This window comes from Bradyrhizobium sp. AC87j1 (assembly GCF_002936975.1).
Taxonomy (GTDB): domain Bacteria; phylum Pseudomonadota; class Alphaproteobacteria; order Rhizobiales; family Xanthobacteraceae; genus Bradyrhizobium; species Bradyrhizobium shewense.
The window spans coordinates 1-22,748 of the sequence record NZ_PTFE01000113.1 but is presented as its reverse complement, the minus strand read 5'-3'; the positions used below and the strand labels follow the sequence as shown (position 1 = coordinate 22,748).

Sequence of the window (22,748 nt, the reverse complement as noted above, 5' to 3'; positions counted from 1 at the left end):
TCATGTGACGGGGTGGGGTGATCTCTCCACTTGGGCACTGTTCGTCGCGGAGGGACCGTCACCCCACCCTGCTCGCGCTACGCGCGATCGACCCTCCCCCTCCAGGGGAGGGAGGGTAAGATCCGGCCTACCCATGCCTATGCCCATGCTTCCGCACCTTCCCCTGCTTGCCTTCCCCTGTCGGGATCATCACCACGCGGCCGTAGCGCACGCCGCGCTCGGCGATGATGTGGTCGGCGAAATGCCGGACTTCGGCGGCATCCCCGCGCAGCGCCGTCATCTCCATGCAATTGTTGTCGTCGAGATGGACGTGCAGGGTTGCCAGCGCGAGGTCGTGATGGCCGTGGAATTCCTGCACCAGGCGTTTTGACAGATCGCGGGCGGCGTGGTCGTAGACATAGACGAGACCGGCCACGCATTGGCCGGTCTGCGCGGTGTCCTCGGTGCTCTGCTGCAGGCCGGCGCGGGCGAGATCGCGGATGATCTCGGAGCGGTTCTGGTAGCCGCGCGCTTCCGCCGCCGCGTCGATCTCGGCCAACAGATCGTCCTCGATCGTGATGGTAATTCGCTGCATCAGATATTCCCCCGCGTGCCTCGCCTGTGTCCCGTGAACCGTAGCCCGGATGGAGCGAAGCGCAATCCGGGACGGTGCCAATTTGCGGGCAGGACCCCCGGATTTCGCTTGCGCTCCATCCGGGCTACGCAGTGTCCTCACAGCCGCGTCGCCCGCAGCCGCAGCGCATTTCCGACCACGCTGACCGAGGACAGCGCCATCGCCGCCGCGGCGATGATCGGCGAGAGCAACAGACCGAACGCTGGATAGAGGATGCCGGCCGCGATCGGAATGCCGGCGGCGTTGTAGATGAAGGCGAAGAACAGGTTTTGCCGGATGTTGCTCATCGTCGCCTGCGACAGCTTTCGCGCCCGGACGATGCCGACGAGGTCGCCCTTGAGCAGGGTCACGCCGGCGCTCTCCATCGCCACATCGGTGCCGGTGCCCATGGCGATGCCGACTTCCGCGGCGGCCAGCGCCGGCGCGTCGTTGACGCCGTCACCGGCCATCGCGACGCTGCGGCCGGCCTTTTGCAGCTTGGTGACCACTGCGCTCTTCTGATCCGGCAGCACCTCGGCCTCGACCTCGGCGATGCCGAGCCGGCGCGCCACCGCTTCCGCCGTGGTGCGGTTGTCGCCGGTCAGCATGATCACCTTGATGCCTTCGGCCGCGAGCGCCTTCAGCGCTTCCGGCGTCGAGGCCTTGACCGGATCGGCGATCGCGAACAGGCCGGCGAGCCGGCCGTCGACGGCCATGTTGATCACCGTGGCGCCGTCGCCGCGGAGCCGTTCGGCCTCGGCGTCGAGCGTTTTGGTGTCGATGCCGATCGACGTCAGATACCTGGCATTGCCGAGCACGATGGTCTTGCCGTCGACCTTGCCGGTGGCGCCTTTGCCGGTCGGCGAGTCGAATTGCTCGACCTGGCCGAGGGCAAGCTGCTTCTCCTTGGCCGCGCGCATGATCGCGTCAGCCAAAGGATGCTCGCTGGCGCGCTCGACGCTGGCCGCAAGCTTGAGGATGTCATCCTCCGCAAAGCTCGGCGCCGGCACGATCGCGACCACCTTGGGCTTGCCTTCGGTCAGCGTGCCCGTCTTGTCGACCACCAGCGTGTCGATTTTCTCCATCCGCTCCAGCGCCTCGGCGTTCTTGATCAGCACGCCGCCTTGCGCCCCGCGGCCGACGCCGACCATGATCGACATCGGGGTCGCCAGGCCCAGCGCACAGGGGCAGGCGATGATCAGCACGCTGACGGCGGCGACGAGACCGAAAGCGAGCCGCGGTTCCGGACCGAACCAGGCCCAGGCGCCGAAGGCAACGAGGGCGACGACGATCACCATCGGCACGAACCAGCCCGCGACCTGATCGGCCAGCCGCTGGATCGGCGCGCGCGAGCGCTGCGCGTCCGCGACCATCTGCACGATCTGCGACAGCAGCGTCTCGCGGCCGACCTTGTCGGCGCGCATGATGAAGCTGCCCGACTGGTTCAGCGTGCCGGCGATCACCTTCGCGCCGCTCTCCTTCGTCACCGGCATGGACTCGCCGGTGACGAGCGATTCGTCGAGCGAGGACCGGCCCTCGAGGATCACGCCGTCGACCGGCACCTTTTCGCCGGGACGGACGCGCAGACGTTCGCCGGCATGCAGCGCGTCGATTTCGACCTCGTGCTCGCCGCCGTCGTCATCGACGCGGCGCGCGGTCTTCGGCGCAAGCTGAAGCAGCGCCTTGATCGCGCCGGAGGTTGCGTCACGGGCGCGCAGCTCCAGCACCTGGCCGAGCAGCACCAGCACGGTGATGACGGCAGCAGCTTCGAAATAGACGGCGACCGCACCTTCATGGCCGCGGAATGTTGCGGGGAAGATCTGCGGCACGACGGTGCCGATGATGCTGTAGCCATAGGCAACGCCGGTGCCCATCGCGATCAGCGTGAACATGTTGAGGTTGCGCGTCAGCAGCGACTGCCAGCCGCGAACGAAGAACGGCCAGCCGGCCCACAGCACCACGGGGGTGGCGAAGGCGAGCTGGATCCAGTTCGACAGCGTCTGATCGATCCAATTGTGCGAGCCCGCGAGATGGCCGCCCATCTCCAGCACCACGGCCGGCAGCGCCAGCGCGCCGCCGATCCAGAACCGCCGCGTCATGTCGGCGAGCTCGGGGTTGGGGCCGGTCTCCAGGCTTGCCACTTCCGGCTCCAGCGCCATGCCGCAGATCGGACAGCTGCCCGGTCCGACCTGGCGGATCTCCGGATGCATCGGGCAGGTGTAGATCGTGCCAGCCGGCATCTCCGGCGCGGGCGCCTTGTCCTTGGCGAGATATTTTGCGGGATCGGCGGCGAACTTGCTGCGGCAGCCGGCCGAGCAGAAATGGAAGGTCTCGCCGTGATATTCGAAACGGTGCTTCGAGGTCGTGGGATCGACCGTCATGCCGCAGACGGGATCGCGCACCTTGCTGGCCGCATCGCCGTGGTCATGCGCGTGATGATGGTCGTGGCCGGCATGATCGCCGTGCCCGCCGCAGCAGGAGGAGGCCGCCGTCTTGGCCGCTTCCGTCTTGGCCGGCTCCGTTTTGGCGGAACAACCGCATCCGGAATGTCCATCCGCGCCCTGATGATGCCTGTGTTCGTTCATTGCCCTTGCTCCGGCCTTGTACCCAGGGTCTTGCAACCCATACCCGGTAGGGGTATATAGACCTCATGCGCAAGGACATCAAGGCATCTGTCGGAAAACGCCTCGGCCGGATTGAGGGCCAGGTTCGCGGCCTCTCGAAAATGGTAGAGGAGGACCGCTACTGCATCGACATCGTGACGCAGATCTCGGCGGTGCGTGCCGCACTGCGCCGGGTCGAGGAAGAGGTCCTGAAGGACCACGTCGCCCATTGCGTCGAGCACGCGATCGCGAGCGGCGACAAGGCCGACCAACGCGAGAAGATCGCCGAGCTGATGGCGGTGATCGGACGGGCGGAGCGGTAGGTCTTTACGTCTGTCATTGCGAGCGAGGCAATCCAGACTGTCCTCGAGGAAGTAGTCTGGATGGCTTCGTCGCAAGAGCTCCTCGCAATGACGGTTGCTGAGGTGCTCGCGCCACACTCACAGGCGTTGTCCCCGCGAACGCAGGGACCCATAACCCCAGGGAAAGGTTTGACGAAGACTGGGAGTTCGGGATTTCTACCGTGCGCAGCCGATAGATCACGCGGTATGGGTCCTTGCTTTCGCAGGGACGACGGCCGTTACGCCGCCCTCTCGCGTACCCGGCCACGCCGCCTCGGGCGGTACATCGCCAGCTTCTTCAGCAGCGGGACAGGTCCGGAGACGGGCACGTTTTCAGCCGCCTCCGCAGCTTGCGCACTCATTTGCGCAGCCGGAATTTCAGCCGGCGCTTCTTGGTCAACCGTCTCAGGAACGAGCGGCGGCGCACTGATCGTTTCTGGAAACACACTGAATGTGCCCGCTACCTCCTCGAGCGGCTTCTGCTTGTCGGCCCAGTGCAGGGCAGTGTAGTCGAACCCGTGCACGATGGTGGGTTTGACGACCTCGAAATAGGGCGAGATGTCGAAGTCGCGGGGCATGTAGAGCGAGGAATCGCGGATGTGCAGGATCTCGCGGCGGGCGGCGCGGCTGCCGGCCTTGGTGATCTTCGGCAGGATCGGATAGCGCACCGCGTCGAACGCTTGTGCGATCAGCGCCGAGCAGATGATCTTGGTCGGATCGCCCGAGCCGATCGCGATCATGCGCCGCCGCCAGCGCTGCGGCACCGGCAGCGGGAACAAGAAGCGCATGAGGTCGACGATGTTCTTGGTGTCGTAGCCGAAGCCGATGCGGTTGATCGCATAGCGGCAGACGGTGGTGCGGTCCTCGTAGGACAGCCCGACCGGGCGGCAGACCCGGGTGTGATACGGGAAATATTTCGACAGCGGCGCCGAGGTGACGCCTTCGCCGATATTGGCCTCGATCAGCACATGCGGCTCGCCGTCGGGCTCGACGGCGCCCTCGACCGGGCCGACATAGAGCGCGGCATGCGACCAGGTCGACTGCGTCAGATATTTGATGATGCCGGAGATGCGGTTGTTGCCCTCGACCAGCAGCACGTCGCCGGGCTCGATCACGCCGCGCAGGTGCTCCGGGTCGCTCGGCGTGAACGGCTCGTAGCCCGGCACCTCCTTGGAGAGGTACGCGGCAATCAGCTTGCCGACTGAATCTAGGACCGTCCCCATTTCCAACTCCCCCCACGGCCTTTTGCGGCCGTCTTTTTCCCTTCTCTATCATGGTCGGAACGTGTTGCAATTCGGTTCATCACTCCGTGACATCAAGCACGATTGATTCACCATGATGGTTGCCGTGCAACATCAGATGCGGCAAGGTTCGCTGACTGTTCCCGTTCGCCGCAAGTCCTCGGAAACCATGACATGACAATCACGCGCCGCGGTTTCCTTGTCGCGTCGGCGGGCCTTGCCGCGATGCCGGTCCTGCGCGCAACCGCCGCGCCCCTGCCGCGCGAGGCCGACATCGTCGTGATCGGTGCGGGAGCCGCGGGAATCGCTGCGGCGCGCCGCATCATGGCGACGGGCCGCAAGGTCCTCGTGATGGAAGCGGCATCGCAGATCGGCGGCCGCTGTATCACCGACAGCACCACCTTCGAGGTGCCGTTCGACCGCGGTGCGCGCTGGATGCACAATCCCGACACCAATCCGATGATCCGGCTGGCGCGCAGTGTCGGGCTGGACGTACTGCCGGCGCCATCGGGCCAGAAGATGCGCATCGGCCGCCGCAACGCACGCGCGGGCGAGACCGAGCAATTCCTGGCGGCGCTGGTGCGCGCCAACCGCGCCATCGACGATGCTTCGCGGGCTAAGCTGGATACCTCTTGCGCCTCCGTGCTGCCGAAGGATCTCGGCGACTGGGCGGGCGCGGCCGAATTCATGCTGGGCGCGGGCTTTGCCGGCAAGGACCTGAAGGATCTGTCGGCGATCGACAAGGGACGCGCGCAGGATCGCAACGCGGCGATCGCCTGCCGTCAGGGCCTGGGCACGCTGATCACCAAACTCGGCGAGCAGGCGCCGGTGGCGCTGTCGACGCCGGCGAGCCGCATCAGCTGGAGCAACCGCGACGTCAGCGTTGAGACGCCAGCCGGCAAGATCGCCGCGCGCGCCGTCATCGTCACGGTCTCGACCAACGTGCTGACATCGGGCGCGATCAAGTTCACGCCCGACATTCCCAAACGCACGTTAGACGCGGCGTCGAAGCTCGGCCTCGGCAGCTATGATCGCATCGTGCTGCAATTGCCGGGCAATCCGCTCGGCCTGTCGCGCGACGATAGCCTCATCGAGCAAAGCAATTCGGCACGCACCGCGCTGATGTTCGCCAATATCGGCGGCTCTTCGCTGTGCTCGATTGACGTTGGCGGCGCGTTTGGCCGCGATCTCTCCGAGCAGGGTGAGAAGGCAATGGTCGCCTTCGCCAGGGAATGGATCACGAAATTGTTCGGTAGCGAGGCTGCGGCTGCCGTCGGGAAGACCAGCGCTACGCGCTGGAACGCCTCGCCCTACGTCCTGGGTGCGATGTCGGCGGCTTCCCCCGGCGGTCAGCTGTCGCGAAAAATCCTGAGCGAACCGATCGGCAATGTGTTCCTCGCCGGCGAAGCCACGCACGAGACGCTGTGGGGCACCGTCGACGGCGCCTGGGAAAGCGGCGAGCGCGCCGCGGACGCAGCCTTGCGCAAGATCGGTGCGCTCAAGGACGATTCGGCGGATGTGCCGACGCAATCGACGAAGAAGCGCCGGGCGCCAAGGCAGTAGGGCAAGAACTAGAGGACGATGGTTCGAAACTCGACTAGCGCCCGGAAATAGGTGCGTTCCCTCCCCCCTTGTGGGGGAGGGCTAGGGAGGGGGGTAGCCCAGCAAAAGGTGCCGATTGCGATGATGCGCCGAGGGCGAGGAGCGCGACGGAAAGAATCCCCGTGTGGCACCCCCCTCCCTGCCCCTCCCCCACAAGGGGGGAGGGAACGGAGAGAGCGCTGCTCTCGGCCGAACTCAATTCGATCTCAACGTATCCCGCTCTAGCTCAGCGCAACACCCCGTCCAGCACCGGCAGTCCCGCGATCACCGCCATCGCGATCAGCCCGTAGCAGATCGCGCGAAACACCCGCTCGCTGGCGCGGCCGAACAGCGAGGCGCCGAATGCGACGCCAATCCCATAGACCGGCCCAACGATCAGCGCGAGCGCGAGCGATTCGCGGCTGATCAGCCCCGTGGTTGCGTAGCTGACCATCGAGAAGAAATCCGACGCGCCGAAGAACAGCACGATGTTGGCGCGCGCGACGATCGGCGCGATCGGGCGGCCGAGCCAATAGCCGACGATCGGCGGGCCGCCGGTTTGCGCGAGGCCGCTGCAGAAGCCCGAGACGCCGCCGATGCCGACCGAGAGCCAGGCGTGGTCCCTGCCGCGATAGCGCCAACCCGACAGCAGCAGGAGCAACAGGGCCGCGACGAAGCAGGAGATGATCCAGCGCGTGGTGACGGGCTCGAGCACGCTGAGGAAATAAGTGCCGACGGGCACGCCGACCAGCGCGCCCAGCACGATCACCGCGGTCGCCTTGCGGTCGGCCTTGCGCCAGGCATCGGGCAGCAGCGGCGCCGCCGCGACGAAGTCGATCACCAGAAGCAAGGCGGCGACGAGCCGTGGCGCAGCAATGCTGCTTGCCAGCGGCATGAAGATCAGCGCCGAGCCGAAGCCGGAAAAGCCGCGTGCAGTGCCGGAAATGAAAGCGACGGCGCAGAGCGCCATCGCAATGGTGAGGCTGACGTCCTTCGGAAGGAAGTCCGCAATACTCATCCCCGCAGCGTGCCGCCGGTCTTCTTCGTGACCTCGGCCACGATCTTCGCGGCCACGGCCTCGATCTCCTGATCGGTCAACGTCTTCTCGCGCGGCTGGATCGTCACCGCGATCGCGATCGACTTCTTGTCGTCGTCGATGCCCTTGCCCTCGTAGACGTCGAACACGTTCACGCCGGTGATCAGCTTCTTGTCGACGCCTTGCGCGGCCCGCACGATGTCGCCACCCTTCACGGTGCGATCGACGATGAAAGCGAAGTCGCGCGTGACGGGCTGGAACGCCGAGAGCTCGATCACGGGCTTGGCGCGGGTCGCCTTCTTCTTCGCCTCGGGGATACGGTCGAGGATCACCTCGAACACCATCAGCGGGCCGTCGGCGCCGAGCGCTTCGAGCGCTCTTGGATGTACCTCGCCGAAATGGCCGAGCACGTTCTGCGGCCCGATCTGGATCGTGCCGGAGCGGCCCGGATGCAGCCATGCCGGACCGCCGGCCACGATCTGCAGCGCCTGCATCGGCGCGCCCGCGGCTGCCAGCACGGCCAGCGCATCCGCCTTGGCGTCGAACACATTAGCCTGGGCCGAGCCCGACCAGTGCCGTCCCAGACCTTCACAGGAGGCAAAGCCGCGGCGCACGCCGCTCGCCGCCATGAACTGATCCTGCGGACGGTCGCCTTTGAAGATTTGTCCAACCTCGAACAGCGCGACATCGCTCACGCCGCGATTGGCGTTGGCTTGTGCGGCCGCGATCAGGCCCGCGAGCAGCGTCGGGCGCATGTCGGAGAGATCAGACGCGATCGGGTTGGCGACTTCGAGCTCGCGCTGGCCGCCGCCGAACAATTTTGCCGCGGACTTCGTGATGAACGACCAAGTCACCGCTTCGATGATGCCGCGGCTTGCGAGCGCGCGCCGGGCGCGGCGGGTACGCAGCTGGAGCGGTGTCAGCACCGATTTGCGCGCGTCCTCGCCGCGCTCGAACGGCGTCATCGGCACCTTGTCGACGCCGTAGATGCGGACGATCTCCTCGACGATGTCGGCCTTGCCGTGCACGTCCGTGCGCCACGACGGCACCGCGACCTTCACCACCGGGCCCGGGCCCGCCATCATGAAGCCGAGATGGGTCAGGATGCGCTTCATCTCGACCTGCGGCACCTCGATGCCGGAGAGGCGCTTGACCTCGGTCACGGGGAAATCGATCACGCGGTCGTCGCCGAAGGCCTTGCCGACCACGACGGTCTCGGACGACGTGCCGCCGCACATCTCCATCACCAGCTTGGTCGCCAGCTCCAGCCCCGGCACCATGAAGGCCGGATCGACACCGCGCTCGAAGCGGTAGCGCGCGTCCGAATTGATGCCGAGCTTGCGGCCGGTCTGGGCGATGTTGATCTCGTTCCACAGCGCCGATTCGATCAGCACGTCGGTGGTATCATCATCGCAGCCGGAGGCTTCGCCGCCCATGATGCCGGCGAGCGATTCGACGCCGTGCTCGTCCGCGATCACGCAAATGGCGGGATCGAGATTATAGGTGCGGCCGTCGAGCGCGAGCAGCGTCTCACCGTCACGCGCGCGGCGCACGACGAGATTGCCCTTCACCTTGCTGGCGTCGAACACGTGCAGCGGGCGCGCGCGGTCGTAGGTCATGAAGTTGGTGATGTCGACCAGCGCGTTGATCGGGCGCAGGCCGATCGCGGTTAGCCGCTTCTGCAGCCATTCCGGCGACGGACCGTTCTTGACGCCACGCACGAGGCGGAGCGCGAAGCCGGGACACAGCGTGGAATCCTCGACCGTGACCTTCACGGGACAAGGGAATTCGCCCTTGATCGGCTTGATGGCGGGATCCCTGAACTTGCCCATGTCGGCGGCGGCAAGGTCGCGCGCGATGCCGTGCACGCCGGTGCAGTCCTGTCGGTTCGGCGTCAGATTGATCTCGACCATGGGATCGCCAAGCGCGGCCCATTCGGCATAGCCGGCGCCAACAGGTGCATCCGCCGGTAATTCCATGATGCCGTCATGGTCGTTGGAGATCTGCAGCTCGGCCGCCGAGCACAGCATGCCGCGGCTCTCGACGCCGCGGATGGTGCCGACGCCCAGCGTGATGTCCTTGCCGGGAATGTAGGTGCCGGGCGGCGAGAACACGCTGACGAGACCCGCACGCGCATTCGGCGCGCCGCACACGACCTGCACCGGCGCGCCGCCGTCGCCGGTATCGACCATGCAGACGCGCAGGCGATCCGCATTCGGATGCTGCTCGGCCGAGATCACCTTCGCGATGGTGAAGGGCTTGAGCGCCTTCGCCTTGTCCTCGATGTTCTCGACCTCGAGCCCGATCATGGTGAGCTTGTCGGCGAGCTTGTCGAGCGGCTCGTCGGTTTCGAGATGATCCTTCAGCCAGGAGAGGGTGAATTTCATGGCTGTTTTTTCTCCACGGAGACGGTCTGCTCCCTCTCCCGCTTGCGGGGGAGGGTTGGGGTGGGGGCTCTCTCCGCGACGGTGGTCGCGATGGTTTCGAGGACGCCGCCACGATTTGTCATGACATCGAGATTGCTGAAGCGGAGCACCTTGAAGCCCATCGCTTCGATTGTGGTAGAGCGACGCGCGTCGGCGCGCTCGCCATCATTCGAGAAGTGTTGGCCGCCGTCGAGCTCGATGACCTCCCCCGCAAGCGGGAGAGGGAGTCCGACCGTCCTTGCGGCTGGAGCAATTGTGTCCCAGCAGGCCATCACGAGCTCAGACCCCCAGCCAGCGTCGGCACCTCCAGCGGCTTGAAGCCGTAATGGGACAGCCAGCGGACGTCGCTGTCGAACAGCTGGCGGAGGTCAGCGATGCCGTATTTCAGCATGGCGATGCGGTCGATGCCCATGCCCCAGGCGAAGCCCTGATACTCATCGGGATCGATGCCGCAGGCGCGCAGCACGTTCGGGTGCACCATGCCGCAGCCGAGAATCTCGAGCCAGTCCTCGCCCTCGCCGAAGCGGATCTCGCCCTTGTCGCGGCGGCACTGGATGTCGACTTCCAGCGACGGCTCGGTGAACGGGAAGAACGACGGGCGGAAGCGCATGTTGATGTGGTCGACCTCGAAGAACGCCTTGCAGAACTCGTGCAGGATCCATTTGAGGTGGCCGAGATGCGAAGTCTTGTCGATGACGAGGCCTTCGACCTGGTGGAATTGCGGCGTGTGGGTCGCGTCCGAATCGATGCGGTAGGTGCGGCCCGGGCAGATCACGCGGATCGGCGGCTTCTGGCTCAGCATGGTGCGCACCTGCACCGGAGAGGTGTGGGTTCGAAGCAGCATGCGCGAGCCGTCCTCCTTCGGATGGAAGAAGAAGGTGTCGTGCATCTCGCGCGCCGGATGGCCTTCCGGAAAATTCAGTTTGGTGAAGTTGTAATCGTCGGTCTCGATGTCGGGGCCTTCGGCGACCGAGAATCCCATGTCGGCGAAGATCGTGGTCAGCTCGTCCCAGACCTGGCTCAGCGGATGAATGCGGCCGGCTTCCGTCGGCGCATCGCGCAGCGGCAGCGTGACATCGACGGTCTCGGACGCGAGCCGCGCATCGAGCGCCGTCGATTTCAGCACGTCGCGCCGGGCGGCGAGGGCCTGTGTGACCTCGTCCTTGGCCTGGTTGATCGCTGCGCCCTGCGTCTTGCGCTCGTCCGGCGACATCTTGCCGAGCGTTGCCAGCAAGGCTGAGATCGAGCCCTTCTTGCCGAGCGAGGCAACGCGGACGGCTTCGAGGGCCGCTTCGTCGCCGGCAGCACTGATCTGCGCGAGGATGGATTGAACGAGACTGGCGAGGTCGGACACGGTCGGATCCCTGAAACTTGCAAAAGGCTGCCGGGTTGTGGCCGCAGCCGGGGCGGAACGTCAAGCCGATTGGACGTCGTAAATGCGGGGCATTTGAACCGTAAAGGCATGGCTGGCACCAACCTGAACGCGAAGGAGGGGACGATGCGTTTGCGATTCTGCGTGGCCGGCCTGGCCCTGGTTCTCTTGGAAGGCTTCCTGGGAGGCGCGGCTCTCGCCGCCGAAGAATGCCAGGCCAAATCCACGTCGATGGATGACATCATCGTGGCCCTGAACGCGGCGCCGGGCTGCGAGCGTGCCATGAAGCAGTTCGAGGCCTGCGCATACGGCGCCAGCGGCGACGTACAGTTCGGTGAGGTGGTCGAGAAGAAGTGCGAGGCCGATTTCATCGGCCAGCTGCAGCCGCCACAGAAGCTCAGCTACCAGCGCGAGTTGCGGGTCTGCGACCAGAAGTACCGGAGCAAGTCCGGCACCATGTATATCTCGGCCACGGCCTTCTGCCGGGCGGAGGTCGCCCAGCGCTACTCGCAACGTGCGCTGAAGGCCGGCAAAGCCGGCCGCTAGCGCCGCAGGGCTCAGGCAGCGAGCGCAGCCTTGGCCTTCTCGGCGATCGCCTGGAACGCCGCGGGCTCGCTGATCGCGAGATCCGACAGCACCTTGCGGTCCACGGTGATCCCGGACTTGGCCATGCCGTCGATAAATCGGCTGTAGGTCAGGCCGAACGGACGGACGGCAGCGTTGATGCGCTGGATCCAGAGCGCGCGGAAGGTCCGCTTCTTGCGCTTGCGATCACGGAAAGCGTACTGCTGGGCCTTCTCCACGGCCGGCTTGGCGGCGCGGATGGTGTTCTTGCGGCGGCCGTAGAAACCCTTGGCGGCCTTGTAGACTTTCTTGTGCTTGGCGTGGGCGGTCACACCGCGTTTGACGCGAGACATGACAAAATCCTTCAGAGATGACTTTGGTTATCGGATTGCCGCGCAAGACGCGGCACGGTTGGCAATGATCGTGGACGCGATCAGGCGTTCGGCAAGAAGTACTTCTTGACGTTGTCGCCGTCGGTCTTGAACAGCACGCTGGTGCCGCGCAGCTGACGGATCTGCTTCTTCGTCCGCTTGATCATGCCGTGACGCTTGCCGCGATGGGCGAACATCACTTTGCCGGTGGCAGTCACCTTGAAGCGCTTTTTAGCGCCCGATTTGGTCTTCAGCTTGGGCATTTGGCTCTCCTAATGGCCACAGAGATCCGCCCGCGAAGGCGGCTGGCCGTCAAAAATGCTCGTTAGAGCGTTGATTGTGCTCAGGTTTCACGAACAAGCGCGAAACCCGCACGAAACACCGCCACGGCAGCCCTTAATCAGCCGGGCGATGAAGGCCGGGCTTATGACAGAGAACGGGCGAATTGGCAACGATGAACCGGCGGAACCTACCTGCCGACTATTCGGTGCTGGTACACTTATGTCCAAGTCGTGTCGCCCGGAGCAGGACCAAAATGGCCCATTTGTCCCGATCGCTTTTCTCTTTGACTGATTTCGTCCGTCCGCGCCACCTGGCGGTGCTCACCGCGCTCGCCGCGGCTGTGCTTCCGTCGACCGCCGATGCCCGCATGGCCCGCTATGACGGCGTCTGGAACGTCACCTTCGCCACCACCCGCGGCAATTGCAGCTCCGGCTATAGCGTTCCCTTCACCGTGATCGGCAGCCGGGTCTCGTCCGCTGGCGGCGGCCGGGTCTCCGGCAAGATCAATCGCGGCGGCGCCGTCGCAGTCCAGGTCTCGGTCGGCGCGTCCCATGCCAGCGGCGGCGGCCGGCTCGCCGGCGTGAACGGAGCTGGCTCGTGGAGAGGTGTCATTTCCGGTGACCAGTGCAGCGGCACTTGGCAGGCGACACGGACGTAGGCGCCCTCGGCGAGAGCGGTGTGCTCCCTCTCCCGCTTGCAGGGGGGGTGAAAACAAAACGGCCCGCCGGAGATCCGGACGGGCCGCTGAATTCTCAGTTCCAAACAACCGGCGTCAGCGCGGCGCCAGAACCATGACGACCTGACGGCCCTCAAATCGGGCGTCCTGCTCGACCTTGGCGAGCTCGGCGACGTCGGTCTTGATCTTGTCGAGCAGCTTAGTGCCGATCTCCTGGTGCGCCATTTCGCGACCGCGATAGCGCAGCGTGATCTTGACCTTGTCGCCCTCTTCGAAGAACCGCTGCATCGCGCGCATCTTCACGTCGTAATCGTGGTCGTCGATCATCGGGCGGAGCTTGATCTCCTTGATCTCGACGATCTTCTGCCGCTTGCGGGCTTCGGCGGCTTTCTTCTGGGCCGAATACTTATACTTCCCGTAGTCCATGATCTTGCAGACGGGAGGGCTGACGTTCGGCGAGATCTCGACCAGATCCATGCCGGCTTCCTGGGCCATCCGGATGGCCGCAACGGTCTCGACGGTGCCTTTGTTGTCACCGGCCTGATCGATCAGCTGGATCTGCGCATTGCGGATATCATCATTGATGCGCGGCCCATCTTTGCTGGCGACGGGCGGGGCTTTATTGGGACGGCGAATGGGTGGTTCTCCAAAGTTGTGAAAGAGGCTGCTATTTTGCAGGAAGATGCGTTTGCCGGCAAGCAATTCGCTCGTGCGCGAAACGAAAAACCCTCAAATGCGAGGTATTTCGGCCACGCCTGGGCACGCTGACCGACATAGACACCTTGCTTCCGTTCCGCAAGCGTCCCAAAGGGACAATGCCGGTCTCCGGCGCTGCGGACTACGACCCGACAGCTCAAACCGCGCAGCCAGGGTAAACGTTCCATGAGCCATGCAATTCCCGATGCCGTGCTCGATACCATCGATGTGGGTGAGGGCCCGTCATCACGCAGGATCGCGGTGCGCAGCCGGCGCGGGCAGGGGCCCGGGCTGGTCTGGCTCGGCGGATTCAAATCGGACATGCAGGGCAGCAAGGCCCTGGCGCTGGACGCCTGGGCCCGGGATCACGGCCGCGCCATGGTCCGGTTCGACTATTCCGGTCATGGCGAATCCGGCGGCGATTTCGCCGATGGAACCATCGGACGCTGGCTGGAGGAGTGCGTGGCGGTGTTCGAACGGTTCTGCGAAGGCCCGCAGGTCCTGATCGGCTCGTCCATGGGCGGCTGGATGGCGCTGCTGCTCGCGCGCGAGATCAGGAAGCGTTCTGGCGCGGCGTCGCTCGCAGGGCTCGTGCTGATCGCGCCGGCGCCCGATTTCACCGAAGAGCTGATGTGGAAGAATTTTTCGCCGGCGGTGAAGCAGGAGATCGAGACCAAGGGCCTCTGGCTGCGGCCATCCGACTATGGCGACGGCTCGCCCTATCCGATCACGCGGAACCTGATTGAGGAAGGCCGCAACCACCTCGTGCTCGGCAGCGCCATCGATCTCGGCTGCCCGGTCCGCATCCTGCAAGGTGCGAAGGATCCCGATGTGCCCTGGCAGCACGCTTTCGCGCTGACGCATCGCCTGCCGGCCGACGACGTCGTGCTGACCATGATCCAGGATGGCGATCACCGCCTCTCCCGCCCGCAAGACATCGCGCGCATTCTTGCCGCGGTGGCTGAGATCGGGTGAACCGCTTCTTCCTTCAGGAGGCAATCCAATGACCACCACCGCCATGCTGCGCGCCTTCTGCGATGCTGTCGAGCAGCGCAACGGCAAGGCATTCGCCGAGCTGTTCACCGAGGACGGCGTCTATCACGACGTGTTCTACGGCGCCTTCGCAGGCCGCGAGAAGATCGCCGAGCTGATCGACGACTGGTTCTATCGCACGGCGACCGATTTCCGCTGGGACATGCATAATCCGGTCACCGACGGCACCACGCTCTATGCGCGCTATACCTTCAGCTATCGTTCGACCCTGCCGGAAGCTGGCGGCGCGCGGGCAATGTTCGAGGGTGTCGCGATCATGACGCTGAACGGCGGCAAGATCGTGAGCTATCACGAGGTCGCCAATACCGCGCCGGCGTTCGTCGACCTGAAGTTTGCGCCGGAACGGATTGCCAAGATCGTCGCCAAGCAGGGCGCGGAGCTGAAGGCACGGCCGGAGATGCAGCGGCATCTGGCGTAGTCGTCATTCCGGGGCGCGCCCCTTGGCGCGAGCCCGAAATGACGAGCGGAGAGCGGCGCCCGCTCCTATCGCTTCGACGGATTGGCCATCGGCTTGCGCTGCGCCAGCGCGGCCACCGTCGCGGTGCCGATCGGGCCCTGTTCGTCATAGAGCCAGCATTCGCCGATCGCGACGCCGTCGGTGGCGTGATGGTTCACCACCTCGAAGCCGATCCAGTTCGTCACCGGCAAGCGGTGCAGATAAATCGTCACGTCGCTGTTGATGTAGCCGAGCCCGTTGTCGCCGGCATTGGCAAACGGGCTGGCGAAATCGGCGCCGGTGGCGACATGGACGAACGGCGTCATCGGCACGCCGGCGACGAGCTCGCGCACCTCGCTCATCCAGAGTTTTCGCGGGCCGAGCGAGCCCATATGGCCGACGATCGGCCGCGTCGTCCATTTGCCGTTCATGCCGAGCCTGGGATCGGTGGGTTTTGGAATGTCGGCCGGCTTCGGCACGTCCCAGGTCGGCGGCGACCAGACATTGCCATCAGGATTTTGCGTCTTGCGCAGCAGCTGGCACGAGGCCCGCGCCATGCTGACACCGCCGGAGACGAATTCCGCCTCGACCACGCGGATGCGTAACCCGTCGCGAACGAGACGTGTCGTCACCTCGATCGGCTTGTCGATGGTCGGCAGCCGAAACATGTCGACGGTGAGCCGCGCCGGCACCAATTCGGGGCCCGAATGTCGCTCCTCGATGGCGAAGCCGAGCAGCCCGACGACGACGCGCCCGTGCAGCGATTTCGCATCCCACGGGCCATTGGCGGCTTCCGTCGGATGGAATGTATCGCCATCGCGGGTGAAGAAAGGCAGGTTTGTCATGCGTGCGAGATTGAAGAAACGCGCGGGGAAATCAAGGGTGGTGGTGCCGTCGTGAGAGTCAGGCGCGCAAGCTATCGCCACAACAACAGGTGTCTTCGCCCGGCTTGACCGGGCGATCCAGTAGTCCGAGACGGCCGTGACAAAATCGAGAAGCCGCGGCGTACTAGATTCCCCGCCTTCGCGGGGAATGACGGCGGTGGGTTAGGCGACGGTCTGCCACTCCTCACGCACGCTGTCGTCGCGTTCGTGATCTAATGCAGCTGCCTTCATCGCCTCAAACTCTCCCCGCCCCACCAGCTGCCCCAACGCCCACACCGCAGCGCCACGCACCAGCGGGCTCGCATCCTCCAGCAACCGTCGCGCTTCCTCGGCCAGCGCCGCCTCGCCCGAGTTACCAATAGCAATCAGCACATTCCGCAAAAACCGATCGCGACCGATGCGCTTCACCGGCGACTTCGTGAACAGCGCGCGGAACGCAGCGTCGTCGAGGCGTGCCAGCTCGGCGAGACCAGGCGCGCGCAATTCGCTGCGGGCGGCGAGCTTGGCTTCGCGCCCCTCCTGCGCGAATTTGTTCCAGGGACACGCAGCGAGGCAATCGTCGCAGCCATAGATGCGGTTGCCGATGGCTTTGCGAAATTCGTGCGGGATCGGTCCCTTGTTCTCGATGGTAAGATAGGAAATGCAGCGTCGCGCATCGAGCTTGTAGGGCGCGGGGAACGCCGCCGTCGGGCAGATGTCGAGACAGGCCTGGCACGAGCCGCAATGATCGATCTCGGCATCGTCGCGCGGCAGCTCCAGCGTGGTGTAGATCGCGCCGAGGAACAGCCACGAGCCGAACTCGCGCGAGACGAGGTTGGTGTGCTTGCCTTGCCAGCCGAGACCCGCGGTCTGCGCCAGCGGCTTCTCCATCACCGCGGCGGTGTCGACGAACACTTTCACATCCGACGGCGCGGTCGCGACCAGCCAGCGCGCCAGCGCCTTCAGGCGTTTCTTGATGAGATCGTGATAGTCGTCGCCCTGCGCATAGACCGAGATCGCCGCGCGCGTGCGCTGCTCGAGAATCGCGAGCGGGTCCTGGTCCGGGCCGTAATTGACGCCGAGCATGATCACGCTGCGCACGTCGCCCCACAGCCCGCGTGGATCGACCCGGCGCTCCGGTTGCGCGGCGAGCCAGTCCATGTCGCCATGACCGCCGGAGGCGATGAATTCAAGGAAGTATTTTCCGGCACTCTCGATCGTGCCAGGTGCGGTGACGCCGATGCAGTCGAAGCCGAGCGCCCGCGCCTCGCGCGTGAGCGCCGCCTTGAGTTCAGTCGGATCGGAGTTCAGAAATCCAGGTCCACGTAGGTCCGCGATGCCGGCACGCCGGCCAGCCATTCGCTCAGCAGCGGACGGAACGACGGGCGGGATTTCACCCGCGCGTACCACGCCTTTGCTGCGTCGTCCTCGCTCCATGGCACGTCGCCCAGATAGTCGATCGCCGAGAGATGCGCCGCGGCGGCGAGATCCGCGTAAGTGAGCCGGTCGCCGGCGAGGAAATTACGGGTCTGCGCCAGCCAGCCGATATAGGCCAGATGATAGCGCACATTGGCCTTGGCGGCGCGCATCACGTCGGCCGAAGGGGGCCCGCCGCCGTTCTCCTCGCTCATGAAGCGCTTGTAGATGCGCTCGGTGACGAGAGGATGCGAGACCTCCTCGAAGAATTTTTCGTTGAACCAGGCCATCAGCCGGCGAACCTCGACGCGCTCGCCGACGGCTTCCGGCATCAGGCGCTTGGGTCCCATCTCGGCGCCATAGGCCTCGTCGACATATTCGGCGATGATCGCAGCGCCCGGGATCGGCGGCTGCTCGTCGTCCACCATCACAGGCGTCGTGCCTGCCGCATTGAGCAACAGAAATGCCTCGCGCCGCTCCCAGCTGCGCTCTTCGACCAACTTGAGGTCGAGCCCGTATTCGCCCGCGATCAGGCGGATGAAACGCGAATGCGGACAGAACGGATGATGAAACAGCGTAAACATGAAGCCTTTGACTATTTGATGGTGCTTAAGATTCCATCAATGTTTGTGCGGCGCCACACTAGTCCTTCAAAACCGCGAGGCAAGGGCGTGATTTCGCATTTTGCGATTGCGGCATGGGGGCGAATAGGCGAGAAGAGCCCCGCTTTTCCAGCCGAAATGGACCGTAAATATGTCAGACGCAATACGGGCAGTGATCCTCGGCATCATCGAGGGTGTGACCGAGTTCCTTCCCGTATCCTCGACCGGCCATTTGCTGCTCGCGGAACGCTTCTTCCATCTCGGCGAAGGCGCGTTCTGGGATTCGTTTACGGTTCTGATCCAGCTGGGTGCGATCCTCGCGATCGTCGGGCTGTACTTCAAGAAGCTCTGGGATGTCGTGATCGGCTTCTTCACGGGCGACACCTATTCGCGCCGCTTCGTGCTCGGCGTGCTGGTCGCGTTCCTGCCGGCTGTGATCGTCGGCCTCGTCGCCGGCAAATACATCAAGAGCGTGCTGTTCAATCCCTGGGTCGTTTGCTTCACGCTGATCGTCGGCGGCGCCATCCTGCTCTGGGTCGACAAGCTCGATCTCAAGCCGCGCGAGCATGACGCCACCAGGTTTCCGCTGCTGATGTATCTCTATATCGGCATCGCGCAGTGCGTGGCGATGATCCCGGGCGTGTCGCGTTCCGGCGCCAGTATCGTCGCCGCGATGTTCCTCGGCGCCGACAAGCGCGCGGCGGCGGAATTCTCGTTCTTCCTCGCCATCCCCACCATGATCGGTGCGTTCGCCTACGACTTCTATAAGAACCGCTCCGAGATGACGATGGACCATATGGGCATCGTCGCGATCGGCTTCGTGGTGTCGTTCATCACCGCGATCATCGTGGTCAAGACGTTCCTGGAATACGTCACCCGGCACGGCTTCGTGGTGTTCGCCTGGTGGCGCGTCATCGTCGGCACGCTCGGCCTGATCGCGCTGGCGCTGGGGCGTTAGACTTATGGTCCGTAGCAGTTGGACCGGCGTTTTCAACGCAAAATAAGCTTTTGACCGGTAGTCAGTTCCAACGCCGGGCGGCGCGCGCCCGGCACAGGAGCTGAGCCATGACCCTCGTCAGCGGCTGGGGGCGTTTCCCGGTCGTCGATAGCGACGTGCTGCGCCCGCGCTCGTTCGCGGCGGTTGGCGAGGCTGTCTCCGCCGGCACCGTCGCGCGCGGCAACGGCCGTGCCTATGGCGATGCCGCGATCGGCGCCACGAGAACCGTCACGATGACCGGCTTCGACCGGGTCAGGTCGTTCGATCCGGCAACGGGGCGCATCCGCCTGGAAGCCGGCGTTCTCCTGTCGGACCTGATCGACAGCTTTGGCCCGCGTGGCTTTCTGCCTTTCGTCGTGCCCGGTACCCGCTTCGTCTCGGTCGGCGGCGCCATCGCGGCCGACGTCCACGGCAAGAACCATCATTGCGAGGGCGGCTTCGGCCGCTATGTCGACAGCCTCCTGCTGCGCACCGGCCAGGGCGAGGTCATCGAGGCCTCGCGCGAACAGAACTCCGATGCCTTCTTCGCGACCGTCGGCGGCATGGGCCTGACCGGCATCATCCTCGAAGCGACGATGCGGCTGCGCCGGGTCGAGACCGGGTGGATCCGCGAGCGGGTGATCTCCGCGTCCGATCTCGATGCCGCGATGCGCGCGCTCGAGGCGGGCGATGCCGCGACCTATTCGGTGGCCTGGATCGACTGCGTGGCGCGCGGGCGCGATCTCGGCCGTTCGCTGATCTATCTCGGCGAGCACGCGGGCAGGGGCGAGCTGGCGGAAGGCGCCGATGCATTTCCGGTCGGCAAGGAGTCTCGCCTCAGCGTGCCTGTCGACCTGCCGTCGATGGCACTGAACCGCACCAGCGTCCGCGCCTTCAACGAGCTCTACTATCGCATGGGCGCGCGGCGCGCCGGGGGCAGCCATGTGGTCTCGCTCTATCCGTATTTCTTTCCGCTCGACAGCGTCGGTGCGTGGAATCGCATCTATGGCAAGCGCGGCTTCCTGCAGCATCAATGCGTGATCCCGCAAGCCGGCGCGCGCGCCCTGCTCGGCGAGATCCTCGATCGCGTCGCGCGACGCGGCGACGCCTCCTTCCTCGCCGTGCTCAAGAAGCTCGGCCAGGGCGACGGCATCCTGTCGTTCCCGCTGCCCGGCTACACGCTCGCGCTGGATTTCCCGGTGAAGGGCGACATCCTGAATTTCCTTGACGAGATCGATCGCCTGGTCGTCGCCGCCGGCGGCCGTCTGTATCTGGCGAAAGACGCGCGCCAGTCGCGCGCGACCTTCACGGCGGGCTATCCTGCCTTGCAGCGTTTCAACGCGATCCGCAAATCGCTCGATCCCGCCGGCAACATCCGTTCGAAACTTTCACAGCGTCTGTTTGATGAGGTCTAGGCCGTGACGTCACGCAAATCTGTATTGGTGCTGGGCGGCTCCTCCGACATCGGCCGCGGCGCGGCGCGCGCCTTCGCCAAAGCCGGCTACGATGTCGGCCTCGCAGGCCGCGACGTCGCCACGCTGGAGCCTGATGCGGCCGATCTGCGCGCGCGCTACGCGATCGACGTCGGTCTCTACAAATTCGATGTGCTCGACACCGCCGCATTCGCTGGCTTTGTGAGCGGCCTGCCGGCGTTGCCCGATGTCGTCGTCTCGATCGTCGGCCTCCTCGGCGTGCAGGAGAATGCCGAGAGCGACCTTGCCCACGCCACCGCGATCATGCGTTCGAACTACGAAGGCCCCTCGCTGATCCTCGGCCTGTTCGCCGAAAAATTCTTGGGCCGCGGCAGTGGCACGCTTGTCGGCGTGTCCTCCGTCGCCGGCGACCGCGGCCGTGCCTCGAACTATGTCTATGGCTCGGCCAAGGCCGGCTTCTCCGCCTTCCTGTCGGGCTTGCGCGCCCGCGCCAGTCGTGGCGGCGTGCATGTCGTCACCGTCAAGCCCGGCTTCGTCCGCACCAAGATGACTGATGGCATGAAGCTGATCGGCCCGCTCACCGTCGAAGCGCCGGTGGTCGGCGATGCCATTCTCCGGGCGGTCGAGAACAAGACCGACGTCGTCTATGTCAGCGGCAAATGGCGCCTCGTGATGCTGATCATCAAGACGCTGCCGGAAGCGGTGTTCAAGAAGCTGAAGTTTTGAAGTGTCGCCGCGCTGACGGTGCGCTCCCTCTCCCGCTTGCGGGGGAGGGCTGGGGAGGGGGTCTCTCCGCGGCCGAGAACCCCCAAGAGGAGAAAGCCCTCACCCGGATTGCTTCGCAATCCGACCTCTCCCGCAAGCGGGAGAGGTGACACCCACCTCACACGCTCATACGCTGGAACTGCCCGGCGGCGCGGAAACGCCAAAGATATTGCGGGGCGATCGCCTCCAGCGAATCGCCTGTTATGCCGAGCCCTTCCAGCGTGAGCCCGGCGGCCTTCGCCGCATCCGACACGACATTGTCACGCTCAAGCATCGTGACCTGGTCCGGCGTCAGCTTGAAGGCGCCCGGCGCGAATTGCAGGAAGTTCGCCTGGAAGCGGGCAAGGCCGAACGACAGCGGGATCAGCGCCGGCTTGCGCGCGGTGATCTCGAGGATGGCCTCGATGATCTCGCGCATGGTCAGCACTTCCGGCCCGCCGAGCTCGTAGGTCGCGCCCGCCTTGGCCTTGCCGTCGACGGCGTCCGCGATCGCGGTGGCGACGTCGCCGACATAGACCGGCTGCATCCTGGTCTCGCCGCCGATCAGCGGCAGCACCGGCGACATCCGGGCCAGCGCGGCAAAGCGGTTGGTGAACTGATCCTCGGGGCCGAACATAACGGAGGGGCGGAAGATCGTGGCCGACGGCACCGCAGCCGATACCGCGGCTTCGCCGGCCGCCTTGGCCTTGGCATATCGCGAGGGCGATTCGGCATCGGCCCCGATCGCCGAGACATGCACCAGGCTGGCGCCGGCCGCGGCCGCCGCCTTGGCGACGGTTTCGGCGCCCTTGGCCTGGACCGCGTCAAAGGTCTGCGCGCCGCTCTCGGTCAGGACGCCCACGAGGTTGATGACGACGTGCGAATCACGCAGCGCCGCCTCGACCGAGGCCGGATAGCGCAAGTTCGCCTGCACGGTATGGACCTGCCCGACCTTGCCGGAGGGCTGGAGAAAGCCGGCCAGTTCCGGCCGCCGCACGGCGACCCGGACGCGGTAATCGCGCTTGCACAGCGCGCGGACGACATTCCGGCCCAAAAACCCCGATCCGCCGAAAACCGTGACGAGCGTGTCCAGATTCGATGCCATGGGGTCGGTTCCTGCAGGTGGGTAACGTGTTGTCAGGCTTGTATCGGGCCGGTTTGCGATGCGCAATCGGCATCCCGAAACAGGCTTCAAGCATGAATTGACAACGGCGTCACCGAACCGTAGTAACCGCCTCCGTGCCCCAAACGGCATGCCCAGGTGGTGGAATTGGTAGACGCGCTGGCTTCAGGTGCCAGTGGCTTAACGGCCGTGAAGGTTCGAGTCCTTTCCTGGGCACCATTTTTCGGGGTTCGGACCCAAAATAGAGCTACTTCCGCTCGTAGAGCGGCAGGGCGACGATCCCCCCGCTTCGCCCCATCGGAGGGCGCCGCCCCCTCAAAC

General features: G+C 65.2%; 23 protein-coding genes and 1 tRNA gene. 10 read left to right on the top strand and 14 right to left on the bottom strand.

The annotated features are described in order from the left end of the window. Window positions 1–127: 127 nt before the first annotated feature. Together nikR and CV770_RS35235 are read right to left on the bottom strand one after the other, a co-directional pair. Window positions 128–574 (bottom strand): nickel-responsive transcriptional regulator NikR, encoded by a 447-nt coding sequence (nikR, locus tag CV770_RS35240; RefSeq protein WP_104465629.1) that lies wholly within the window; start codon window positions 572–574, stop codon window positions 128–130. A 137-nt stretch (window positions 575–711) separates the two neighbouring features. Further along, window positions 712–3,177, bottom strand: a complete 2,466-nt coding sequence (locus CV770_RS35235) for a heavy metal translocating P-type ATPase (protein WP_104465628.1) — start codon at window positions 3,175–3,177, stop codon at window positions 712–714. A gap of 65 nt (window positions 3,178–3,242) precedes the next feature. Between CV770_RS35235 and CV770_RS35230 the strand changes: the two genes are divergently transcribed. Beyond that, entirely contained in the window at window positions 3,243–3,518 is a 276-nt protein-coding gene (locus CV770_RS35230; protein ID WP_007598521.1) for a metal-sensitive transcriptional regulator, read from the top strand. A 257-nt stretch (window positions 3,519–3,775) separates the two neighbouring features. Here the strand turns inward: CV770_RS35230 and CV770_RS35225 are convergent, their stop codons facing one another. Next, the gene (locus CV770_RS35225; RefSeq protein WP_104465627.1) at window positions 3,776–4,759 is read right to left on the bottom strand and encodes a YiiX/YebB-like N1pC/P60 family cysteine hydrolase; all 984 of its coding nucleotides are present in this window, start codon (window positions 4,757–4,759) and stop codon (window positions 3,776–3,778) included. Window positions 4,760–4,951: 192 nt separating this feature from the next. On the opposite strand from CV770_RS35225, the gene CV770_RS35220 reads away from it, so the two are divergent. Continuing rightward, window positions 4,952–6,340 carry a flavin monoamine oxidase family protein gene (locus tag CV770_RS35220; RefSeq protein ID WP_104465626.1) on the top strand — a complete coding sequence of 463 codons (1,389 nt, stop codon included), beginning with the start codon at window positions 4,952–4,954 and terminating at the stop codon, window positions 6,338–6,340. A gap of 265 nt (window positions 6,341–6,605) precedes the next feature. Here the strand turns inward: CV770_RS35220 and CV770_RS35215 are convergent, their stop codons facing one another. The 4 genes from CV770_RS35215 to pheS are packed head-to-tail and all read right to left on the bottom strand — an operon-like array spanning window position 6,606 to window position 11,174. After that, on the bottom strand, window positions 6,606–7,376 hold the full coding sequence (locus tag CV770_RS35215) for a sulfite exporter TauE/SafE family protein (RefSeq protein WP_104465625.1): 771 nt from the start codon (window positions 7,374–7,376) through the stop codon (window positions 6,606–6,608). Then, the gene (pheT, locus tag CV770_RS35210; protein WP_104465624.1) at window positions 7,373–9,781 is read right to left on the bottom strand and encodes a phenylalanine--tRNA ligase subunit beta; all 2,409 of its coding nucleotides are present in this window, start codon (window positions 9,779–9,781) and stop codon (window positions 7,373–7,375) included. The genes CV770_RS35215 and pheT overlap by 4 nt, the downstream gene beginning before the upstream one ends. Continuing rightward, window positions 9,778–10,092: an endonuclease domain-containing protein gene (locus tag CV770_RS35205; RefSeq protein WP_245453946.1), complete on the bottom strand. Its 315-nt coding sequence runs from the start codon at window positions 10,090–10,092 to the stop codon at window positions 9,778–9,780. The genes pheT and CV770_RS35205 overlap by 4 nt, the downstream gene beginning before the upstream one ends. Next, window positions 10,092–11,174: a phenylalanine--tRNA ligase subunit alpha gene (pheS, locus tag CV770_RS35200; protein WP_091962417.1), complete on the bottom strand. Its 1,083-nt coding sequence runs from the start codon at window positions 11,172–11,174 to the stop codon at window positions 10,092–10,094. The genes CV770_RS35205 and pheS overlap by 1 nt, the downstream gene beginning before the upstream one ends. 144 nt (window positions 11,175–11,318) lie before the next feature. Here pheS and CV770_RS35195 point away from each other — a divergent pair, with 144 nt between their 5' ends. Then, a complete protein-coding gene (locus CV770_RS35195) occupies window positions 11,319–11,738 on the top strand; it encodes a hypothetical protein (RefSeq protein WP_104465630.1) in 420 nt (139 codons plus the stop codon). Between the two features lie 11 nt (window positions 11,739–11,749). Here the strand turns inward: CV770_RS35195 and rplT are convergent, their stop codons facing one another. Then, a complete protein-coding gene (gene rplT, locus CV770_RS35190) occupies window positions 11,750–12,109 on the bottom strand; it encodes a 50S ribosomal protein L20 (protein WP_027561620.1) in 360 nt (119 codons plus the stop codon). Window positions 12,110–12,189: 80 nt separating this feature from the next. Beyond that, entirely contained in the window at window positions 12,190–12,390 is a 201-nt protein-coding gene (rpmI, locus tag CV770_RS35185) for a 50S ribosomal protein L35 (RefSeq protein WP_027535561.1), read from the bottom strand. Between the two features lie 272 nt (window positions 12,391–12,662). Between rpmI and CV770_RS35180 the strand changes: the two genes are divergently transcribed. Further along, window positions 12,663–13,067 carry a hypothetical protein gene (locus tag CV770_RS35180; RefSeq protein WP_091962413.1) on the top strand — a complete coding sequence of 135 codons (405 nt, stop codon included), beginning with the start codon at window positions 12,663–12,665 and terminating at the stop codon, window positions 13,065–13,067. A gap of 114 nt (window positions 13,068–13,181) precedes the next feature. On the opposite strand, the gene infC is transcribed toward CV770_RS35180, so the two are convergent. Continuing rightward, window positions 13,182–13,721 carry a translation initiation factor IF-3 gene (infC, locus tag CV770_RS35175; RefSeq protein ID WP_091962567.1) on the bottom strand — a complete coding sequence of 180 codons (540 nt, stop codon included), beginning with the start codon at window positions 13,719–13,721 and terminating at the stop codon, window positions 13,182–13,184. A gap of 246 nt (window positions 13,722–13,967) precedes the next feature. On the opposite strand from infC, the gene CV770_RS35170 reads away from it, so the two are divergent. Together CV770_RS35170 and CV770_RS35165 are read left to right on the top strand one after the other, a co-directional pair. Further along, window positions 13,968–14,756: an alpha/beta hydrolase gene (locus CV770_RS35170; RefSeq protein ID WP_104465622.1), complete on the top strand. Its 789-nt coding sequence runs from the start codon at window positions 13,968–13,970 to the stop codon at window positions 14,754–14,756. A gap of 28 nt (window positions 14,757–14,784) precedes the next feature. After that, window positions 14,785–15,252: a nuclear transport factor 2 family protein gene (locus tag CV770_RS35165; RefSeq protein WP_104465621.1), complete on the top strand. Its 468-nt coding sequence runs from the start codon at window positions 14,785–14,787 to the stop codon at window positions 15,250–15,252. A gap of 65 nt (window positions 15,253–15,317) precedes the next feature. On the opposite strand, the gene CV770_RS35160 is transcribed toward CV770_RS35165, so the two are convergent. The 3 genes from CV770_RS35160 to CV770_RS35150 form a co-directional block, all read right to left on the bottom strand. After that, window positions 15,318–16,115, bottom strand: a complete 798-nt coding sequence (locus tag CV770_RS35160) for an acyl-CoA thioesterase domain-containing protein (protein ID WP_104465620.1) — start codon at window positions 16,113–16,115, stop codon at window positions 15,318–15,320. A gap of 201 nt (window positions 16,116–16,316) precedes the next feature. Then, window positions 16,317–17,492, bottom strand: coding sequence for a tRNA epoxyqueuosine(34) reductase QueG (gene queG / locus CV770_RS35155; protein ID WP_104465619.1), 1,176 nt, complete (start codon window positions 17,490–17,492; stop codon window positions 16,317–16,319). Then, window positions 17,441–18,133, bottom strand: coding sequence for a glutathione S-transferase family protein (locus tag CV770_RS35150; protein WP_091962402.1), 693 nt, complete (start codon window positions 18,131–18,133; stop codon window positions 17,441–17,443). The genes queG and CV770_RS35150 overlap by 52 nt, the downstream gene beginning before the upstream one ends. Before the next feature lie 169 nt (window positions 18,134–18,302). Between CV770_RS35150 and CV770_RS35145 the strand changes: the two genes are divergently transcribed. The 3 genes from CV770_RS35145 (at window position 18,303) to CV770_RS35135 (ending at window position 21,286) form a co-directional block, all read left to right on the top strand. Then, window positions 18,303–19,109, top strand: coding sequence for an undecaprenyl-diphosphate phosphatase (locus tag CV770_RS35145; RefSeq protein ID WP_028139439.1), 807 nt, complete (start codon window positions 18,303–18,305; stop codon window positions 19,107–19,109). 107 nt (window positions 19,110–19,216) lie between these two features. After that, window positions 19,217–20,542 (top strand): FAD-binding oxidoreductase, encoded by a 1,326-nt coding sequence (locus tag CV770_RS35140; protein ID WP_104465618.1) that lies wholly within the window; start codon window positions 19,217–19,219, stop codon window positions 20,540–20,542. A 3-nt stretch (window positions 20,543–20,545) separates the two neighbouring features. Continuing rightward, entirely contained in the window at window positions 20,546–21,286 is a 741-nt protein-coding gene (locus CV770_RS35135; protein WP_104465617.1) for an SDR family oxidoreductase, read from the top strand. 157 nt (window positions 21,287–21,443) lie between these two features. On the opposite strand, the gene CV770_RS35130 is transcribed toward CV770_RS35135, so the two are convergent. Then, window positions 21,444–22,409: a complex I NDUFA9 subunit family protein gene (locus tag CV770_RS35130; RefSeq protein ID WP_104465616.1), complete on the bottom strand. Its 966-nt coding sequence runs from the start codon at window positions 22,407–22,409 to the stop codon at window positions 21,444–21,446. Between the two features lie 150 nt (window positions 22,410–22,559). On the opposite strand from CV770_RS35130, the gene CV770_RS35125 reads away from it, so the two are divergent. After that, window positions 22,560–22,646 (top strand) — tRNA-Leu (locus CV770_RS35125). The last annotated feature ends 102 nt before the right edge of the window (window positions 22,647–22,748 follow it).

Excerpts from the sequence above, each read along its gene's own strand:
- rplT (WP_027561620.1), bottom strand. The coding sequence starts at position 12,109 with ATGTCTCGCGTCAAACGCGGTGTGACCGCCCACGCCAAGCACAAGAAA.
- CV770_RS35225 (WP_104465627.1), bottom strand. The coding sequence starts at position 4,759 with ATGGGGACGGTCCTAGATTCAGTCGGCAAGCTGATTGCCGCGTACCTC.
- CV770_RS35180 (WP_091962413.1), top strand. The coding sequence starts at position 12,663 with ATGGCCCATTTGTCCCGATCGCTTTTCTCTTTGACTGATTTCGTCCGT.
- CV770_RS35140 (WP_104465618.1), top strand. The coding sequence starts at position 19,217 with ATGACCCTCGTCAGCGGCTGGGGGCGTTTCCCGGTCGTCGATAGCGAC.
- CV770_RS35230 (WP_007598521.1), top strand. The coding sequence starts at position 3,243 with ATGCGCAAGGACATCAAGGCATCTGTCGGAAAACGCCTCGGCCGGATT.
- CV770_RS35205 (WP_245453946.1), bottom strand. The coding sequence starts at position 10,092 with ATGGCCTGCTGGGACACAATTGCTCCAGCCGCAAGGACGGTCGGACTC.
- CV770_RS35165 (WP_104465621.1), top strand. The coding sequence starts at position 14,785 with ATGACCACCACCGCCATGCTGCGCGCCTTCTGCGATGCTGTCGAGCAG.
- CV770_RS35220 (WP_104465626.1), top strand. The coding sequence starts at position 4,952 with ATGACAATCACGCGCCGCGGTTTCCTTGTCGCGTCGGCGGGCCTTGCC.
- CV770_RS35235 (WP_104465628.1), bottom strand. The coding sequence starts at position 3,177 with ATGAACGAACACAGGCATCATCAGGGCGCGGATGGACATTCCGGATGC.
- CV770_RS35130 (WP_104465616.1), bottom strand. The coding sequence starts at position 22,409 with ATGGCATCGAATCTGGACACGCTCGTCACGGTTTTCGGCGGATCGGGG.
- rpmI (WP_027535561.1), bottom strand. The coding sequence starts at position 12,390 with ATGCCCAAGCTGAAGACCAAATCGGGCGCTAAAAAGCGCTTCAAGGTG.
- CV770_RS35150 (WP_091962402.1), bottom strand. The coding sequence starts at position 18,133 with ATGTTTACGCTGTTTCATCATCCGTTCTGTCCGCATTCGCGTTTCATC.
- CV770_RS35160 (WP_104465620.1), bottom strand. The coding sequence starts at position 16,115 with ATGACAAACCTGCCTTTCTTCACCCGCGATGGCGATACATTCCATCCG.
- CV770_RS35215 (WP_104465625.1), bottom strand. The coding sequence starts at position 7,376 with ATGAGTATTGCGGACTTCCTTCCGAAGGACGTCAGCCTCACCATTGCG.
- pheT (WP_104465624.1), bottom strand. The coding sequence starts at position 9,781 with ATGAAATTCACCCTCTCCTGGCTGAAGGATCATCTCGAAACCGACGAG.
- CV770_RS35145 (WP_028139439.1), top strand. The coding sequence starts at position 18,303 with ATGTCAGACGCAATACGGGCAGTGATCCTCGGCATCATCGAGGGTGTG.
- CV770_RS35170 (WP_104465622.1), top strand. The coding sequence starts at position 13,968 with ATGAGCCATGCAATTCCCGATGCCGTGCTCGATACCATCGATGTGGGT.
- nikR (WP_104465629.1), bottom strand. The coding sequence starts at position 574 with ATGCAGCGAATTACCATCACGATCGAGGACGATCTGTTGGCCGAGATC.
- queG (WP_104465619.1), bottom strand. The coding sequence starts at position 17,492 with ATGGCTGGCCGGCGTGCCGGCATCGCGGACCTACGTGGACCTGGATTT.
- CV770_RS35195 (WP_104465630.1), top strand. The coding sequence starts at position 11,319 with ATGCGTTTGCGATTCTGCGTGGCCGGCCTGGCCCTGGTTCTCTTGGAA.